The following is a 14,844-nucleotide window of genomic DNA, read 5'->3' as shown; positions in this document are numbered from 1 at the left end:
GAGCTAATGCCAATGGGCTGCAGATATCCATTCCCCATCTTTCCAGCACCGATTACGCAAATTGTCTATCCCATTCCTCGACTCGTTTATAGTGCTTTTAACCATCAAGTATAGTTTTAATTATCTATTAGATAAAAATGGAATTTTTAACAGTTTACCGTTTGTCCAAACTATTTTTCTATGAATACATATAATTTAGAAAGAGTGTAATTACATTCTTAATTTGTTAAAAGGTGGTGATGAATATGAATTACGGATCATGCGGTGGTGGCTACGGTGGAGGTTCCACATTTGTTTTAATCGTAGTATTGTTTATTCTTTTAATTATTGTTGGTGCTTCATGGTATTAATAAGGAAGATAACTTTGTAAAGTGGAGGTGATTATTATAACTGAGAGACACGGTGGAATGGCAACAGGTTTCGCGTTAATTGTCGTTCTGTTCATTTTGTTGATTATTGTAGGTACTTCTTTTGCAAGTGGATACTAAGTGTTTCATGTTTTAGATTAATAGGACAGGTTGATACAATCTGTCCTATTAGTAGATTCCAACTTTTTTGAAAGGGGTGATTAAATGCCGAATTTAATGAGACAAATGGGTCAGCCCGTTGAAATCCGGACCAGAGATGGACGAGTTCATAGAGGAATAATGGCTGGAGTGGACCCACGAAGAGGAGTATTTATTCGTGACGGCTTCGGAAGGAGAAGGTTCTTTGCGTTCATCTTTATTGTTGCCTTCTTTAGTAGAAGACGTCGTATTTTCTAACTATTAATAAATAGATATGATTTACAAGCTAGCCACAACTCCAATCGGATTATCTATTAACATAATAGTTTCTACAATTAGGCACGTTATCATTAATGCAAACAAACCACCCGTTCTCACGGGTGGCTTTAATTTAGCTACATTCCTCCATATAGATATCCGAGGAAGGGCAAAAAGGATAAATATCAGATAAATCTTTCCTTCTTGACTTAGAATAATTAGAATATCTTCCTGCTTTATCTTGCATTAACCGATTGTGGATTTAACGCTCGGCTCAGAGCTTGAACATATTCATTTGCTGTCCGCTTGCCTATTTCGGATGTTGGATTCAGGAATTCAAATGCATGGTAACCGCCGGGATGAATATGAAATTCTACCGGGACACCCGCATGCATCAAGCGTGTCACATATTGGATCGTTTCGTCACGGAAAGGATCCAGCTGTCCTACGCAAGTATACGTTGGCGGAAGGCTGGCTAAATTCTTCGCACGGGCAGGTGCTGCATATGGAGAAACCTCACCGTTCGCACGCTCTCCCAAATACATATGCCATGCGGCCAAATTATTGCCCCGGTTCCAGATAGCACGTTCGTCCGTAATCTCATAGCTAGAAGGTGTCTCGTTTCGGTCATCGATCATCGGATATAACGGCATTTGGAATGCAATTTCCGGACCTTTACGATCACGGGCCAACAGCGCTAAAGCAGCTGTTAATCCGCCCCCTGCGCTCATACCAGCAATCGCAACGCGCGACAAATCGATATTCAATTCTTCCGCCGCGTTTGTCATCCAGACTAAAGCCGAATAGCAGTCCTCAATCGCTGCCGGATACCGATGCTCAGGCGCAAGGCGGTAATCAACAGAAACAACGACACAGTTTGCTTCCTCTACAAATGTCTGACACAATCCATCGTCCGCATCCGGATGTCCCATAACATAACCTCCGCCATGAATCCAAAGAACGGCAGGAAGTTTCGAACCATCTTGCTTAGCTGGTTCGTACAGTTTCACCAGCATGTCTTGTCCATCCCCACCCTCAATGTAGCGGATTGAATTTCGGACATAGACCGACTCCGGTACAGGGATTGCCGGGGCCTGCCTCGCTGCTTCCAAACCGGAAGGAAGAATAACAGGTGGAAACATTGTCAACAATTCTCTTAATTCAGGATCAACTCTCTTCATAAAATCCATCGTTCAACACTCCTTTTATAATCTTATTTTTAAAGCGATTGTTCTTCTATTACAATGTTTTCGGAATAGGAACGTAACGTAAATCCTTCATAACCTTTTGAAGCCATGTCCGTAATCATTTGATTATATGGACCGTAACCGCCCAGGTATATATTGAAGCTGCTTGGTTTTCCTTCGATATTCGAACCGGTATACCAGGATTCGGACTTCGAATAAAGTGTTTCATCTGATACTGCCTTACAATGTTGGCTCCAATTCTCCTCAGCATCCACGTTTGCTTCAATCGTTTTGATATCATGCTCGCGTAGATAATTCAGACAATCAGAAATCCATTCCACATGCTGCTCAATGGCAATCGGCATATTCCCTGCAACGGATGGGCTTTGCGGGCCTGTAATCATAAACATATTTGGGAAGCCTGCAGTGGCAAGTCCATGATGCGTCCTAACCTGTGCTCCATCGTCCCATTTATCCTTTAAAAGCACGCCGTCTTTGCCTCGAAGATCAAGTTTAAACAACGGACCTGTCATTCCGTCGTAACCTGTGGCAAAAATAAGGATGTCAAGCTCATACTCTTCTCCGTCGGCTGTTCGAACGCCCTTCGCCGCAATCTCTTCAATTGGAGCATTTTTCACATCGACGAGAGTCACATTGTCACGGTTAAAGGTCTCATAATAATTCGTGTCTATAACTGCACGTTTTGTGCCATAGTAATACGTTGGCATCAGCTTCTGGGCCACTTTAGGATTTTTGACGGTTTCACGAATTTTGGAACGAATAAAATCATTAACGGTTTCATTCGCTTCCTCGCTTGACAACAAATCACGATAAACGTAGGAGATTACTCCGCCTTTCTGCCAAGCCGTTTCGTATACGTTTCGGCGTTCTTCCGGTGTATCTTCAAGCGCAGATCCTTCACCGAATTGCAGCGGGACACCCGCCATCGATTCACGCACCATCTTCTTCATTTTATGATAATTTTCTTTTGCTTGTTTGATATATTGAGGATCATATGGGTGATTCCTAGCAGGTGTTGTATATTGCGGTGTCCGTTGAAAAACGTATAGTTGTTCTGCCTCTTCGGCAACAACCGGGATTGTCTGAACTCCGCTGGAACCATTTCCAATGACACCGACACGCTTTCCTTGTAAATCGACCCCTTCATGCGGCCAAGATCCGGTATGATACCACTTGCCTTCGAAATTTTCTATTCCTTTAAAGTTCGGTATATTCGTGGCATTAACAGAGATACAGCCCATTCCTGTAATAAAGTACTTAGCTGTTACACTGCTGCCATCTTTAAAAAAGATACGCCATTTATTGTATTCTTCAATATAATGGGCACCTGTAATTTCTGTGTTAAACTGAATATCTCTCCTTAGGTCAAGCTTTTCGGCTACGAAATTAAGGTAACGCAGGATCTCCGGCTGCTCTGGATATCTAGACGTCCATGTCCATTCTTTATAGAGCTCTTCTGAGAAAGTATAGTTATAATAGATACTTTCTGAGTCGCAGCGTGCGCCCGGATATCGACTCCAATACCATGCACCTCCTACACCATCACCTTTCTCATACACACGGACAGTGAATCCGTCCTCACGTAAACGATGCAGCATATACAACCCCGAAAATCCCGCTCCGATTACAACGGCATCAAAATCAGTAATCTCCTCTAATGGAAGCTGCTTTTTAATAGAAGTCATAGTATATTTCCTCCCCTATCGAAATCATTTTTTTTGCTATGTTTCAAGCTGCCTTCATTATTTGTTGCCGTTATCATCACAATCGCTTTCGATTACACCGGTCCTTCTTTGTTTAAAGCTAGATTCAGTTGGACCTCCAAACAGTAGAAGCCTTTCGATCTGTCACCTTTGGGGGTATCACCTTCCTATTTTGTAATATTTTGAATATTTTTACTATTCAAATATATACAAAGTATAATTCCTCTTGTAAAATATATCTATACCTCATAACAGACGGTTTTTTAGGCTGTGAATAACCCAAAAAGTAGGAATCACTTGGTTAGACAGCACCCCTTTTTAATATCTGAATCTGTTTAAAAATTAAATAAGCAAGTAAAGAGTTTTCGTCCATGCATTTGATATTTTTCAATAAGGAGTTGAAGGCGTTGCCATCAGAGTTCATCCATTCTACGATGCAGCAAAAGCTAGAAAAGCTTGCTGACGTGTCTTCTAGCGAAGAAAGAATTATCCAGCTTCTACAAATTTATGTAGACATTTTTCCCGTTAAAAACGCTCTCTTATTTAGATATTCTCCTTTAGGCCATCTTGCTGAAGGGATTGTCTCTCTCGATTCAATGGGTATGAATTCCATACTATCGATCCGTGATGATGTCCGTTCTTTGCCTGGAATCTTTGCTGCTATCCATGAATTCCAAGCAAAATATATCCCCCCGCAGGATTATCTAACGCAATTAGGAAGCAAATATATTCTGAATTCAGACTCCTTATATTCGGTTTTAGTCGTCCCAATCTGCACGGGTTCTTCCGTAATCGGCTACATATGCAGTAATGAATTTGACGAAGAAGCGGTATTTCAAGAGGAACTGCTCTCGACCATAACACGGTTTGGAAAATTATCCGGCAAGCTTTTTAAACCAACGAGCAAAACCGACAGCAAACATGGTCTAAGCAAACGGGAACTGGAAGTAATGGAAGAACTCGCAAAGGGGAATGTAATTAAGCAGCTGGTGGATACTCTAGGAATCAGTGAAACGACTATCAAACAATACGTCAAATCTGTTATAAAAAAGTTAGGTGTACAAAATCGTACCCAAGCTGTTGCGGAGCTAGTGAAAAGGGGAATTATTTTTTGAGAAGGAGCTTACAAGGGAACGGTTCGCGACCACAGAAAAACACCTCCAAATAAATGAAAATTAGCGTTCTTAACCAACTTTAATTGTTTTAATAGCAGATCATACATTAAAGATAAATATTTTGAAAAGAGGATAGTATAATATTGCTATCCTCTTTTCATTTACTTCTATCGCATCCTGAACTACGATTGACCGAACACCTTTTAGTTCAGAAAACTTTGGATCATTTAAAATTTCTTTTACATTTTTACAATAGCTTTTGTTATAGGATTCTATTCAATATTATTATGTGAAATATATAGAAGATGGCAAAGAGTATATTTTAGGGATAACCATCATAGGGATAATAATGACGTTTTGTTAGCCAAAAATGAGGTGATCAGAATTTATGCTAGAGTGGTAGCTTTAGTAATGGGGAGCATTCTACTTGGAATCGGGATTAATGGCTTTTTAGTTCCTCATCAATTGCTCGATGGGGGAATTATTGGCCTAGCTCTAATTCTCCAGTATTATTTTGATTTTCATGCGGGACTCTGGTCGGCATTGTTAAGTATTCCATTAATCATATATGCATGGATTAAGGATCGAAAACAATTTCATGGCAGTTTTTATGGGATGATTGTGACAGCCATTTTTATTGATTTATTAGCGCCCTATCAATTTTTCCTTCCGATTTGGCTGAGTGCCATTCTAGGAGGAGCGGTTTGTGGGATTGGTGTAGGCTTGATGCTAAGGTATAAGACAAGTACTGGAGGTACCGATCTAATAGCCTATTTTATTGCGAAAGCAACACCGTTAAATATTGGATTTATTATTGCAATTTTGGATGTCTTAATCGTTCTACTTGGATATCAAACATTGGGTCTACAAAGTGTTGTTTTCTCAACAATTACGATTTTAACCGCAGGTATTCTCGCGTCCATATGTTATGAGAGGTCTTAAGTAGGTTCAGTAATTACTGGGGAAGTTGGAAATAAAGGAGTTAGAAATGATCGAAAGACAAAAGAAATAGTCCCAACAACAAAAATTCCGTACAAAATGATCACAAGATAATCGAATAAGAAAGCATAAATCTGGCTTTTAAATGGAGCATGAGAGATGTTTTTGGCTTCCCTCTTCCCATTTCAACAAATACCCATAATGGTTCCGCAAAAGGATCTTCTCAAAGAAAAAATAGAATGTAATCCTTCTACATTATTTTTGTTACAAGTAAATTTAATTGTTAAAAATAAGAAACAGTTGTCAACAATATTAATTTAATAATGAATTTTTACCTGCCCATTCTAAATTAACTTAAATTCAACACTTACCTATTCCAATTAGACTTATAGGTGCAGGTGCGGAAAATGATGGGATGTTCGTCATAACATCTTCAGGCTTTAGTCTAACTACCACACTTCCAACAACAGCAGCAACCATACCACCAAGTGCAACGGCACCAAGTATAACGCCACCGCCAGCACCAACTCCAACTTCACAACAGAACCAGTAACACTATTACCACAAAATCTTACAGGTTTAACAGGTTTAACAGCTTAACGTCCATCAAGTGAAGGAACCGTGAAACATCATAACATCTTTAGTAAAAAAAGAAGCTTATTAATTTCCATTATTTCAAATGAAGATTAACAAGCATGATGGATACAATTGAATATTATCATGCTCTTTTGATACTTTCCAGAACTCTCATACAATCATGAATATCCAAGAAACCCTTGACTGAAGTCGCGGGTTTTCTTGGTTTTTCTCCTGTACCTCATGTCTAAAATCACGATTCTAAGGCACTATCCAAACTTCCTTTTCTAAGGATTGTAAAGCTTCTGTTCCAAAGAAAGCTTGAGCTTTTTCTGATATTTCATTTAACATTTCATCATTTTTCCTTAATTGCCTGCGTATACGACTTACTAATTGTAGAGCATTATCTCCTGTAATTTGCTTAGCCACACGTTCAAGCAGTACTTTTGCATCAACGGAATATTTGTGGGCGAAACTATGACACATGACCATATTCTTCCGAAGGGCATCAGAGAATTCTCCAGAAAAAGCCCGGCGAATACATCCCCGTATACAAGCGTAACCGTAAGATATTTCAGAAACTGCTCGATAAAAAAGAACCATTCCATCTGCATGACTTGATTCGGGATGTAAGCGTAGTTCACTAACTAATGAGACTAAATATCGTACAACCACCTTAGCTGACTCTGTTGTGTTCCACCACTCTAATAAACGATACTGATCATCTGTACTTATATTTTGCGTTCGTGTATATGACATTTCCCCCTCCTTTGTTCATCCTCTTAAAGTCGCGGGATTGCTTGAATGTTCTTAATCCGTGCACGAACAATTTCCCATTCAGAACCAAGGAGCATTTGACCTAGTCTGATGGCTTCTTGAATCTGATTGGAAATTTGATTATTTAAATATCGACTTTGCTCGACCAGGTATAACACATCTAGAGATGCCTCTTTAACAGCTAGTTCAAAATTAGGACTTAATTGTTCTTCACTAATCCGTAATGTATCAAGGTCAAACACCAGCATCTTTTTTCCAAGAGGAATCCGTTCCCCGCTAAGAAGACGATGAATGGTTCCTTGAGCTGCATCGAATCCATATCCTATATCGGCTACGGAAGCATGATAGGGATTAAGTCCAGGTGCAGTACGTAAAGAAGGTATGGATCGAAATCCCGTTGTAATAGAGCATACGACTTCTTTAGCAGCCATTCCTTTCTCTAAAGCAGAATGGATGGCATGGAGATAAAAGTCTCTATGTATGGAGTTTATTTCCATATCAACAGCTGCCATTTTGTTATTCCTCACCTTACATTTTTCCATTTATTGTATTTTTAAAAAATAAGGAGCAGGTCATCGTTTTATAGCTATATTGTTATGGAAAAAATGCTCCATTCCATATAAAAAATGGAGTAAGACCGTTTTCAATATATTAAATTATTAATCACTAGGACTAGTATTGCCACTATATTTATGTGAATGAGGATGTGTGCCATCTACAGTCGTTACTCCACGAAATTTATGATAATGTCCTCCTTCAGGCAAGGGAATTGCAGGCCCTGTAACACCACGAATTTCATGCCTATGTCCATTGTTGATGGAAGTAATCGTCATATAGTGATGTGTATGTGGTACTCCAGTAGGTGCCGGTTCAGTTGTGCCAGCATACCGGTGGTCATGTCCATCACTAACAGAAGTAACTCCTGAAAAATGATGCCTATGAACGGGTCTACCATCCCATGAAGTAAGATATAAAACATGCGAATGTTCACCGTCTTTATTTAAATCAGATGACTCAATGATAAAACCTGTTACGGGGATTTCCATTATTTGATTCACCTTCCTATTTACATAGTCGAGTAAACATATGTTTATTCAGAAAAAAATATGACTATGTAATAAAGCATCTGAAGAGTGAAACATATGAAATACTTTCGAAGCACAAGTGTAAAGTTTAATATGTTATGAATTTAATATACTTGCCTGATTTTAAAAAAATGTATTATTCTATCAATCCCCCAAAATCCAATTGAAATGTTTATTATAAAAGGAGTTGGAGATACGTTGTTCGAAATTGGTCTTACTATCTATTAGATAAATACGGAATTTCTGTAAAGTTAACTGTTTGTCCAATCAATTTTTCTATGAATACATATGATTTTAGTAAGAATGTAAATACATTCTTAATTTATAAAAAGGAGGTGGTAAAAATGGGTTACGATGGTGGTGGCTACGGTGGCGGCAGTTCCAGCTTTGTTTTAATCGTAGTATTGTTTATTCTTTTAATTATTGTTGGAACTTCATTTTGGAGTTAATAGGGAAGATGTCTTTTGATAGTGGAGGTGGTAAACATATCTGACGGATACCGTGGAATGGGAACTGGATTCGCGTTAATTGTAGTACTGTTCATTTTGTTGATTATCGTAGGGACTTCTTTCTCAAGTGGATATTAAGCGTTTCATTTATTAAATTTATTGGACAGGTTGATACAACCTGTCCTTTAAGTAGATTATTTCATTTTTGAAAGGGGTGATTAAATGCCGAATTTAATGAGACACATGGGTCAGCCCGTTGTAATTCGGACCAGAGATGGACGAGTTCATAGAGGAGTAATGGCAGGGGTTGACCCACCAAGAGGAGTATTTATTCGTGACGGCTTCGGAAGAAGAAGGTTTTTTGCATTCATTTTTATCGCTGCTTTCTTTAGTAGAAGACGTCGTATTTTCTAACCACTAAATAATAGACTTGAAGAAAAGTATTAAGGAAGCAGGAGAACCGTTCGAGACCTCTGAAAAACCTAGCCTAAATATTGGAAGTTGAATTATTTTAAAAAAGGAATTACCCTCCGTTCTTAGTAAAATACAATTGACTAGAGACTACTACTAAAAGGAGGGTTTTCCTATGCTTAATGACCAAAAAAGACCACCAAGCACCTATTAAGGATTATAAATCAACATTACTAATAACCATATATTTAAAATCATACATACAATCGATCAGGAAACCAGCAAAAACGTTCCGATTGTGATAATCAAGCCTCCTAAAATCGTATGTTTCGCTGCTTTTTCTTTTAAAATGACAAACCCAAAAATCATCGTGATGACGACACTAAATTTGTCAATTGGTGCAACGACTGACACCTTGCCAATAGCGATGGCAGCGAAATAGCATAGCCAGGACAGTCCTGTAGCTATACCTGATAAAATTAGAAACAGATAGTCTTTTTTGGAAATGGATTTCATATTTTTATAAGTTCCTTGAAAAAATACAATGGCCCATGCAAAAACTAAAATAACGATGGTTCTTAAAAATGTCGCAACATCGAATCGACACCTTCCATTCCGATTTTTGCCAGGATGGACGTGAGTGCCGCAAATACGGCCCCTATAATCGCATACACGATATATATTTGGGAGCCGGTAAATCGTTTGTTTTCTTCATTTTTTCCAATTAATACAAAGGTGCCAATCGCAATAAGAGCCCCTCCTGCGATAATTTTCGGAACAGGCTTCTCACCTAAGACGACTATAGATAATAGGATGGTTAAGACAATGCTGGATTTATCGATCGGAACAACCTTTGAAACATCCCCCATCGCAAGCGCCTGAAAGAAAAACAGCCATGATAAACCAGTTGCCAAACCGGAAAGGACAATATAAGCCATTGCCTTAGGAGAAATCGAGGATATTGTATCTAGCTGCCCTGTTATGAATACAACGATATAAGACATCACTAATACAATGACCGTTCGAATGGCAGTTGCCAAATTAGAATTCACATTTTCCATCCCTATTTTTGCCAGAATACTCGTTAGCGCTGCAAATAAAGCAGCAAATAATGCTAGAGTGACACTCATGTTGTTCCCTTCTTTTCTGGTTTCTAAAAAAGATACCATCAGCTTTCCTGAATTCGGTATCCTTTCATTCATCTTGTATTTCTACATTTCCGTTTATACTTTTTTATTACCAGTACAAATACCGTTTCTAGTTTATACTTGGCATCATCGTATAGTTAAAATTGTATACATTTGTATACAAAAAATCAATTAAATTTTCAAGTTGAATAGTAGTGAATAGGGACCGCAATCTTATTTAGTAACTCGCTCAGAAATGGAAAAAGACAGAGACTCTCTGCCTTTTGGGTGAATCGGGAATCTGTTAAACTGGTTCGAAGGGAAGCAAGTTGATGTTAAAGTCAAAGAGGGAACGGATCGATTCGCCTGGTGAAAGTACCACTACAGATGCAATACTTCCCGAATAGACGACTTGAGTGCCTGGATAAAGGGTTTGAGTGAAGGCAGGTCCTTCTCCGTTTTTATATACTTGAAGCACGAAGGGGTTAAAGCCTGTGTTTGATGCACGGACGGTCCCAAATGCGTGGGCTTGTTTTCCCTTTGCCACCTTCCCATCAGGTGTACATGAAGGTTGATATCCAGGTGAATGATACACCGCTATCTCCTGCTCTTCTTCTAAATCTAAATCAAGACCAATGGAAAAAGATTGCTGTATCAAACAACAGTCCCCGCAAGGAGAACAGCTTGATTCAATCGGAGTCGCTGGCAGACGGATTTCGCGGTATCTGTCTTTCCACTTAACTTTCCCTTTCTCCTTCTGTTTGTTCTCTTCTTCGTGATTATGGTTTTGGTTTCCGAATAATCCCAATTTTCATCACCTCCTTGCTTGTCCTTCTATTAGTTTATTCAGGAATGAATAGGGAGGTATAGATGGATATGGAAGTAGGAGTGTTTATTTAGAAGATTTTTTTCGAGGTGCCACTATCACTCAACTAGAAGGATAGAACAAGATTGCACTGAAAAAGGGAATGAAGATTTATTTCATTCCCCTTTCTCTATATTCAATTAAAAACTATTATACTCTTATACTAAAAACAAATATGATAGAGCCAGCCTCTTACTTTAAGAAGTTTGTAAGGTTAGAGAATGAAGCGACTAGGTCTTGATAGTATCCGATCAGTTTATCCTTTAGAGAAATTTGATCAGATTCCTTTTCTACTTCACTTTGACTCGTTTGTTCTGTTTCAGGAGACGATACTACTTCTTCCTCTACTGTTTGCACTGATTCTGGAAGATCTATTTCCGTATTATCAACTGGTTCTGCTGTTTCTTGCTCTAGTGTTTCTAGATTAGTAGGTTGAGCTTCATTTTCTTCATTGACCGGGCTTTCCGTAGTCACTTCCGTATCATTTGTTAAACCTGTATTAGAGTTACTACCAACGCTGTCTAAGGTTGTATCTGTTTCAGAAGTTATTGGTTCTGTATCTAAATTTGTTGTTGTTTCTATTTCACTATCTTTTACGTTTACATCAGATTCTACATCAACCGCAGCTGCGTTTTCAGCTTCTTCATCTGTCTCGGCAGAAACTGATTGATTAAAATGTTGATCTAATAAAGATTGATAGTATTCAATCACACTTTGATAGCTATCTTCGATGAATTGATACGATTCATCTACCCATGTATCATCTTCTTGATTTTGTGTATCGTTTTCAGCATTGTTATTTACTTCATCTATTACATTCGTATTTTCTGAAGTGTCTTCAACTGGTATTTCTGATTCAGAATTTGCATTTTCTTCAGCTACTGGAACTTCTGGGGATTCTACTGGTGCCTCGGCTACTTCTTCGTCAGCTTCAACAGCACCATCGTCTGCTTGGTTGTCTTCAACCGCTGGTACTTCTGGTGTTTCTGCTGGTGTCTCTACTACTTCTTCACCTGTTTCTGCTGCACCTTCTTCTGTTTGGTCATCTTCAGCTACTGGTACTTCTGGGGATTCGGCTGGGGCCTCTGGTCCTTCCTCTACTACTTCTTCACCTGCTTCTTCTGCACCATCTTCTGCTTCATCACCTTCAACTGCTGGTGCTTCTGGGGTTTCGACTGGTGCTTCTGGCCCTTCCTCTACTACTTCGTCACCTGCTTCTGCTGCACCATCTTCTGCTTGGTCGTCTTCAACTGATGGTACTTCTGGGGTTTCCGCCGGTTCCTCTGGTCCTTCCTCTACCGCTTCGTCACCTGCTTCTGCAGCGCCATCTTCTGTTTGGTCATCTTCAGCTGCTGGTGCTTCTGGTCCTTCCTCTACTGCTTCATCACCTGCTTCTGCAGCGCTATCATCAGCTTGGTCGTCTTCAACTGATGGTACTTCTGGGGTTTCCGCCGATTCCTCTGGTCCTTCCTCTACCGCTTCGTCACCTGCTTCTGCAGCGCCACCTTCTGTTTGGTCATCTTCAGCTACTGGTGCTTCTGGTGTTTCTGCTGGTACCTCTGTTATTACTTCTTCACTTGCTTGTGTATCATCAGTTATTTCATCATTTTGCTGTTCATTATTTGTATCACCTATATGATTAAGGTCAACAGTATCATAATTCGTTGTATTAGATTTATTTTTAGCTAATTCGCTAACTAGTTTCCCATGTTCAGGGGACCCTGGAAGACTTTTCGCTAATGCAGATACTTCCTGACCATGATTTTTCACTTGTTCAATAACTTCTGGATTAACATTCTTATGCTCAAGTTCAGCTGCAGAAATAGGTGCACCAGCTGCTAAAAATGTTGCAGCCATCATTGATGTTGACATCACGAATGGAGCTACCTTCTTCGAAAATGTTTTATTTGCTTTCTTCGTATCCATCTGTTTTTTATTCATTACTTCATCTCTCCTAACCGTATTTGTTTCTACTAATAGGATGGATTTTTTATAATATCCGATTTCTTCTGTTACACCTCCTATTTGCTTGAGTATGTATATTACCCAAATTTTCCTGCAGTACCATCACCTGCTTGTCTAACTATACCGAAGCTTTGTTAACATAATGTTTTACTCAGTTTAAAAAACATGACGGTTCTCTTACGCTTTTGCCGAATTTTGCAATAAATGAAACCACTAAATATACGTTGAAAAAGTTCAATATCCAGAAAAATAACAGCGCTTTCATACCTATTCCCACCAATATCTCCAAAGTTTTCCTCTACCCTTAAAATTTGGTATCATTTAGTCCGCTTACTCTTTACAAATAGAACTAGAAAATGAAATCTATTAAAGGAATATAACAACTATCCAGTAATTTGAAATAATTAGATACATTTTTGTATTCAAAATAATAAAAGAGGCCGGTCTCCTTCTTCCTAAGGAAAAAGAGACCAGCCCACTTGTTTCGTTTTAACTATTTTTAATTTTTCCCTTTCTTAAGTAGGTTACATAGTGCATGATGCTTCACATTTACTAAGGCATCTCACAATTCATCAAACGGCTACTTAAGCATACACACTTCCCCTTTTTCATCAAACGCGTTCTTGAAGTCAAACGCAAAAGGAGTGGATCCATGTTGAGTATAATAATTGTATCTCTTGAAAGCCTCCTCCCATGAAACATCCGTCACCTTCTCTGTCCACCACACTACATAGGAAAGATGTTTCTCTTGATAAGGCTCTATCCACCTGCTCCTATTCCGCAACGCTTGACTATGCTTTCCTGAATAAGTAAACCGAAATAAGGATTGAAGACTTTCCCAAACTGTTAGTATCAGAACAGGGTACCCTTTTCCTTTAGCTTCTTCAGGGAAAGTCAGTCCATCTGATGAAAACTCCTTTATAAGCTGTCCTGTTACAGATGCTTGAAGCATTACTTTATAGCCCATTTCATAAAACCCACGAGATACAGGATGGTCATAGGGATGATTTAACCTGCCGACAGTATAAATGGAAACGAAAGCCATAAGCAGCCCTCCAATTATAATATATAGCTAGGTATATTTACGGTTGATTGGATCTTATTACTTTTAGCTACCACGTACAAAATCCTGTTTTGAGGTTCAAAATAAGAAATAAAAATAATATTAAAATAAATATTAAAACAAAACAGTGCCCCCGTTTGTACAGCAAAACGGAGGCGAACACAATATAAGATTATTTCTTTATAATTACTTTCATCGGATAAAATTGCATTGTCATTACTCCTGCAACAACGGCTGGATCATTTGCAATAAATTTTCTTTTTAGTAAGTGAAATCTCGCTTAACTAATGAATTAATGATGCTCTTAAAGTATTCACACCATTTTCCAAGTAGCCTTTTAAACACGTTAACGTATATACCCAGCCTTCTTTTTGACCCATCATTTTGTTTGCTATTTCCGGGTCATCCTCTTTCAAACCTGATTCGTTTGCTTCAATAATTGTAGTCGAGCTATCCAACTCTTTAAACGTAATTGTAACAACCGTTTCTTGATCATTTCCTCCCCATGAAAACACAATTTTCTTATTTTCCTCTACTTTTAATACCTTTATTTCCCCTTGAGCATTGTATTCATCATATCTCAATGTAACCGTTTTGCCTTGTACCCATCTTTCAGAGCTCCTTGAGAACCAAAAATTCCCGATTTTTTCAGGGTTCACTATGGCTTCAAAAACTTCATTAGCTGGCTTTCTTATTTTCATTTTGGCAGATACCTGAGTATCCATAATAACATCTCCTTCTGTTATGTATAATTGACACCTCTATATTACCAAAAATTTCACTTTCAAATCCCTTAT

At 38.6% G+C, this 14,844-nt stretch carries 20 protein-coding genes; 9 read left to right on the top strand and 11 right to left on the bottom strand.

The genetic code is table 11. The features are described 5' to 3' along the window. The first annotated feature begins 239 nt into the window (after window positions 1-239). From R4Z09_RS13670 to R4Z09_RS13660, 3 genes are all read left to right on the top strand, one after another. Complete coding sequence (locus R4Z09_RS13670; RefSeq protein WP_422392273.1) at window positions 240-350, top strand: YjcZ family sporulation protein; 111 nt, start codon at window positions 240-242, stop codon at window positions 348-350. Window positions 351-407: 57 nt separating this feature from the next. Continuing rightward, the gene (locus tag R4Z09_RS13665) at window positions 408-488 is read left to right on the top strand and encodes a YjcZ family sporulation protein (protein ID WP_338453276.1); all 81 of its coding nucleotides are present in this window, start codon (window positions 408-410) and stop codon (window positions 486-488) included. Between the two features lie 84 nt (window positions 489-572). Further along, a complete protein-coding gene (locus R4Z09_RS13660; RefSeq protein ID WP_338452809.1) occupies window positions 573-764 on the top strand; it encodes a hypothetical protein in 192 nt (63 codons plus the stop codon). 236 nt (window positions 765-1,000) lie between these two features. Here R4Z09_RS13660 and R4Z09_RS13655 read toward each other — a convergent pair whose 3' ends face one another. Then, a complete protein-coding gene (locus R4Z09_RS13655; protein ID WP_338452808.1) occupies window positions 1,001-1,954 on the bottom strand; it encodes an alpha/beta hydrolase in 954 nt (317 codons plus the stop codon). A gap of 29 nt (window positions 1,955-1,983) precedes the next feature. Next, a complete protein-coding gene (locus R4Z09_RS13650; RefSeq protein ID WP_338452807.1) occupies window positions 1,984-3,657 on the bottom strand; it encodes an NAD(P)/FAD-dependent oxidoreductase in 1,674 nt (557 codons plus the stop codon). A gap of 425 nt (window positions 3,658-4,082) precedes the next feature. Between R4Z09_RS13650 and R4Z09_RS13645 the strand changes: the two genes are divergently transcribed. The 3 genes from R4Z09_RS13645 to R4Z09_RS13635 all read left to right on the top strand — a co-directional run bounded on the left by R4Z09_RS13645 (window position 4,083) and on the right by R4Z09_RS13635 (window position 6,282). Beyond that, window positions 4,083-4,790: a helix-turn-helix transcriptional regulator gene (locus R4Z09_RS13645; RefSeq protein WP_338452806.1), complete on the top strand. Its 708-nt coding sequence runs from the start codon at window positions 4,083-4,085 to the stop codon at window positions 4,788-4,790. 411 nt (window positions 4,791-5,201) lie between these two features. Continuing rightward, complete coding sequence (locus R4Z09_RS13640) at window positions 5,202-5,732, top strand: YitT family protein (protein WP_338452805.1); 531 nt, start codon at window positions 5,202-5,204, stop codon at window positions 5,730-5,732. A 412-nt stretch (window positions 5,733-6,144) separates the two neighbouring features. Further along, window positions 6,145-6,282 carry a hypothetical protein gene (locus R4Z09_RS13635; protein ID WP_338452804.1) on the top strand — a complete coding sequence of 46 codons (138 nt, stop codon included), beginning with the start codon at window positions 6,145-6,147 and terminating at the stop codon, window positions 6,280-6,282. Between the two features lie 284 nt (window positions 6,283-6,566). On the opposite strand, the gene R4Z09_RS13630 is transcribed toward R4Z09_RS13635, so the two are convergent. The 3 genes from R4Z09_RS13630 to R4Z09_RS13620 form a co-directional block, all read right to left on the bottom strand. Then, complete coding sequence (locus R4Z09_RS13630; RefSeq protein WP_338452803.1) at window positions 6,567-7,064, bottom strand: hypothetical protein; 498 nt, start codon at window positions 7,062-7,064, stop codon at window positions 6,567-6,569. 23 nt (window positions 7,065-7,087) lie between these two features. Further along, complete coding sequence (locus R4Z09_RS13625) at window positions 7,088-7,594, bottom strand: hypothetical protein (protein WP_338452802.1); 507 nt, start codon at window positions 7,592-7,594, stop codon at window positions 7,088-7,090. A 147-nt stretch (window positions 7,595-7,741) separates the two neighbouring features. Continuing rightward, complete coding sequence (locus tag R4Z09_RS13620) at window positions 7,742-8,128, bottom strand: YmaF family protein (RefSeq protein ID WP_338452801.1); 387 nt, start codon at window positions 8,126-8,128, stop codon at window positions 7,742-7,744. Between the two features lie 317 nt (window positions 8,129-8,445). Here R4Z09_RS13620 and R4Z09_RS31075 point away from each other — a divergent pair, with 317 nt between their 5' ends. The 3 genes from R4Z09_RS31075 to R4Z09_RS13605 all read left to right on the top strand — a co-directional run bounded on the left by R4Z09_RS31075 (window position 8,446) and on the right by R4Z09_RS13605 (window position 9,030). After that, window positions 8,446-8,616, top strand: coding sequence for a YjcZ family sporulation protein (locus tag R4Z09_RS31075; protein ID WP_422392272.1), 171 nt, complete (start codon window positions 8,446-8,448; stop codon window positions 8,614-8,616). Between the two features lie 57 nt (window positions 8,617-8,673). Beyond that, complete coding sequence (locus tag R4Z09_RS13610) at window positions 8,674-8,754, top strand: YjcZ family sporulation protein (RefSeq protein ID WP_338453275.1); 81 nt, start codon at window positions 8,674-8,676, stop codon at window positions 8,752-8,754. 84 nt (window positions 8,755-8,838) lie between these two features. Then, complete coding sequence (locus R4Z09_RS13605) at window positions 8,839-9,030, top strand: hypothetical protein (RefSeq protein ID WP_338452799.1); 192 nt, start codon at window positions 8,839-8,841, stop codon at window positions 9,028-9,030. Window positions 9,031-9,297: 267 nt separating this feature from the next. Here R4Z09_RS13605 and R4Z09_RS13600 read toward each other — a convergent pair whose 3' ends face one another. The 6 genes from R4Z09_RS13600 to R4Z09_RS13575 form a co-directional block, all read right to left on the bottom strand. After that, window positions 9,298-9,573: an EamA family transporter gene (locus R4Z09_RS13600; protein ID WP_338453274.1), complete on the bottom strand. Its 276-nt coding sequence runs from the start codon at window positions 9,571-9,573 to the stop codon at window positions 9,298-9,300. A 32-nt stretch (window positions 9,574-9,605) separates the two neighbouring features. Next, a complete protein-coding gene (locus R4Z09_RS13595; RefSeq protein WP_338452798.1) occupies window positions 9,606-10,157 on the bottom strand; it encodes an EamA family transporter in 552 nt (183 codons plus the stop codon). A 301-nt stretch (window positions 10,158-10,458) separates the two neighbouring features. Then, on the bottom strand, window positions 10,459-10,962 hold the full coding sequence (locus R4Z09_RS13590; RefSeq protein WP_338452797.1) for a hypothetical protein: 504 nt from the start codon (window positions 10,960-10,962) through the stop codon (window positions 10,459-10,461). A 249-nt stretch (window positions 10,963-11,211) separates the two neighbouring features. After that, the gene (locus R4Z09_RS13585) at window positions 11,212-12,960 is read right to left on the bottom strand and encodes a hypothetical protein (RefSeq protein ID WP_338452796.1); all 1,749 of its coding nucleotides are present in this window, start codon (window positions 12,958-12,960) and stop codon (window positions 11,212-11,214) included. A gap of 604 nt (window positions 12,961-13,564) precedes the next feature. After that, window positions 13,565-14,029 carry a DUF3291 domain-containing protein gene (locus tag R4Z09_RS13580; RefSeq protein WP_338452795.1) on the bottom strand — a complete coding sequence of 155 codons (465 nt, stop codon included), beginning with the start codon at window positions 14,027-14,029 and terminating at the stop codon, window positions 13,565-13,567. 302 nt (window positions 14,030-14,331) lie between these two features. After that, window positions 14,332-14,772, bottom strand: a complete 441-nt coding sequence (locus R4Z09_RS13575; RefSeq protein ID WP_338452794.1) for an SRPBCC family protein — start codon at window positions 14,770-14,772, stop codon at window positions 14,332-14,334. Between the last annotated feature and the right edge of the window lie 72 nt (window positions 14,773-14,844).

It is taken from the genome of Niallia oryzisoli (assembly GCF_036670025.1).
Classification (GTDB): domain Bacteria; phylum Bacillota; class Bacilli; order Bacillales; family Cytobacillaceae; genus Bacillus_BD; species Bacillus_BD oryzisoli.
This window is presented reverse-complemented; position numbering and strand designations above follow the sequence as displayed.

Coding starts and splice junctions, on each gene's coding strand:
- R4Z09_RS13650 (WP_338452807.1), bottom strand. CDS start 3,657: ATGACTTCTATTAAAAAGCAGCTTCCATTAGAGGAGATTACTGATTTT.
- R4Z09_RS13585 (WP_338452796.1), bottom strand. CDS start 12,960: ATGAATAAAAAACAGATGGATACGAAGAAAGCAAATAAAACATTTTCG.
- R4Z09_RS13580 (WP_338452795.1), bottom strand. CDS start 14,029: ATGGCTTTCGTTTCCATTTATACTGTCGGCAGGTTAAATCATCCCTAT.
- R4Z09_RS13620 (WP_338452801.1), bottom strand. CDS start 8,128: ATGGAAATCCCCGTAACAGGTTTTATCATTGAGTCATCTGATTTAAAT.
- R4Z09_RS13670 (WP_422392273.1), top strand. CDS start 240: ATGAATATGAATTACGGATCATGCGGTGGTGGCTACGGTGGAGGTTCC.
- R4Z09_RS13605 (WP_338452799.1), top strand. CDS start 8,839: ATGCCGAATTTAATGAGACACATGGGTCAGCCCGTTGTAATTCGGACC.
- R4Z09_RS13595 (WP_338452798.1), bottom strand. CDS start 10,157: ATGAGTGTCACTCTAGCATTATTTGCTGCTTTATTTGCAGCGCTAACG.
- R4Z09_RS13610 (WP_338453275.1), top strand. CDS start 8,674: ATGGGAACTGGATTCGCGTTAATTGTAGTACTGTTCATTTTGTTGATT.
- R4Z09_RS13655 (WP_338452808.1), bottom strand. CDS start 1,954: ATGGATTTTATGAAGAGAGTTGATCCTGAATTAAGAGAATTGTTGACA.
- R4Z09_RS13630 (WP_338452803.1), bottom strand. CDS start 7,064: ATGTCATATACACGAACGCAAAATATAAGTACAGATGATCAGTATCGT.
- R4Z09_RS31075 (WP_422392272.1), top strand. CDS start 8,446: ATGAATACATATGATTTTAGTAAGAATGTAAATACATTCTTAATTTAT.
- R4Z09_RS13665 (WP_338453276.1), top strand. CDS start 408: ATGGCAACAGGTTTCGCGTTAATTGTCGTTCTGTTCATTTTGTTGATT.
- R4Z09_RS13660 (WP_338452809.1), top strand. CDS start 573: ATGCCGAATTTAATGAGACAAATGGGTCAGCCCGTTGAAATCCGGACC.
- R4Z09_RS13635 (WP_338452804.1), top strand. CDS start 6,145: ATGTTCGTCATAACATCTTCAGGCTTTAGTCTAACTACCACACTTCCA.
- R4Z09_RS13625 (WP_338452802.1), bottom strand. CDS start 7,594: ATGGCAGCTGTTGATATGGAAATAAACTCCATACATAGAGACTTTTAT.
- R4Z09_RS13640 (WP_338452805.1), top strand. CDS start 5,202: ATGGGGAGCATTCTACTTGGAATCGGGATTAATGGCTTTTTAGTTCCT.
- R4Z09_RS13575 (WP_338452794.1), bottom strand. CDS start 14,772: ATGGATACTCAGGTATCTGCCAAAATGAAAATAAGAAAGCCAGCTAAT.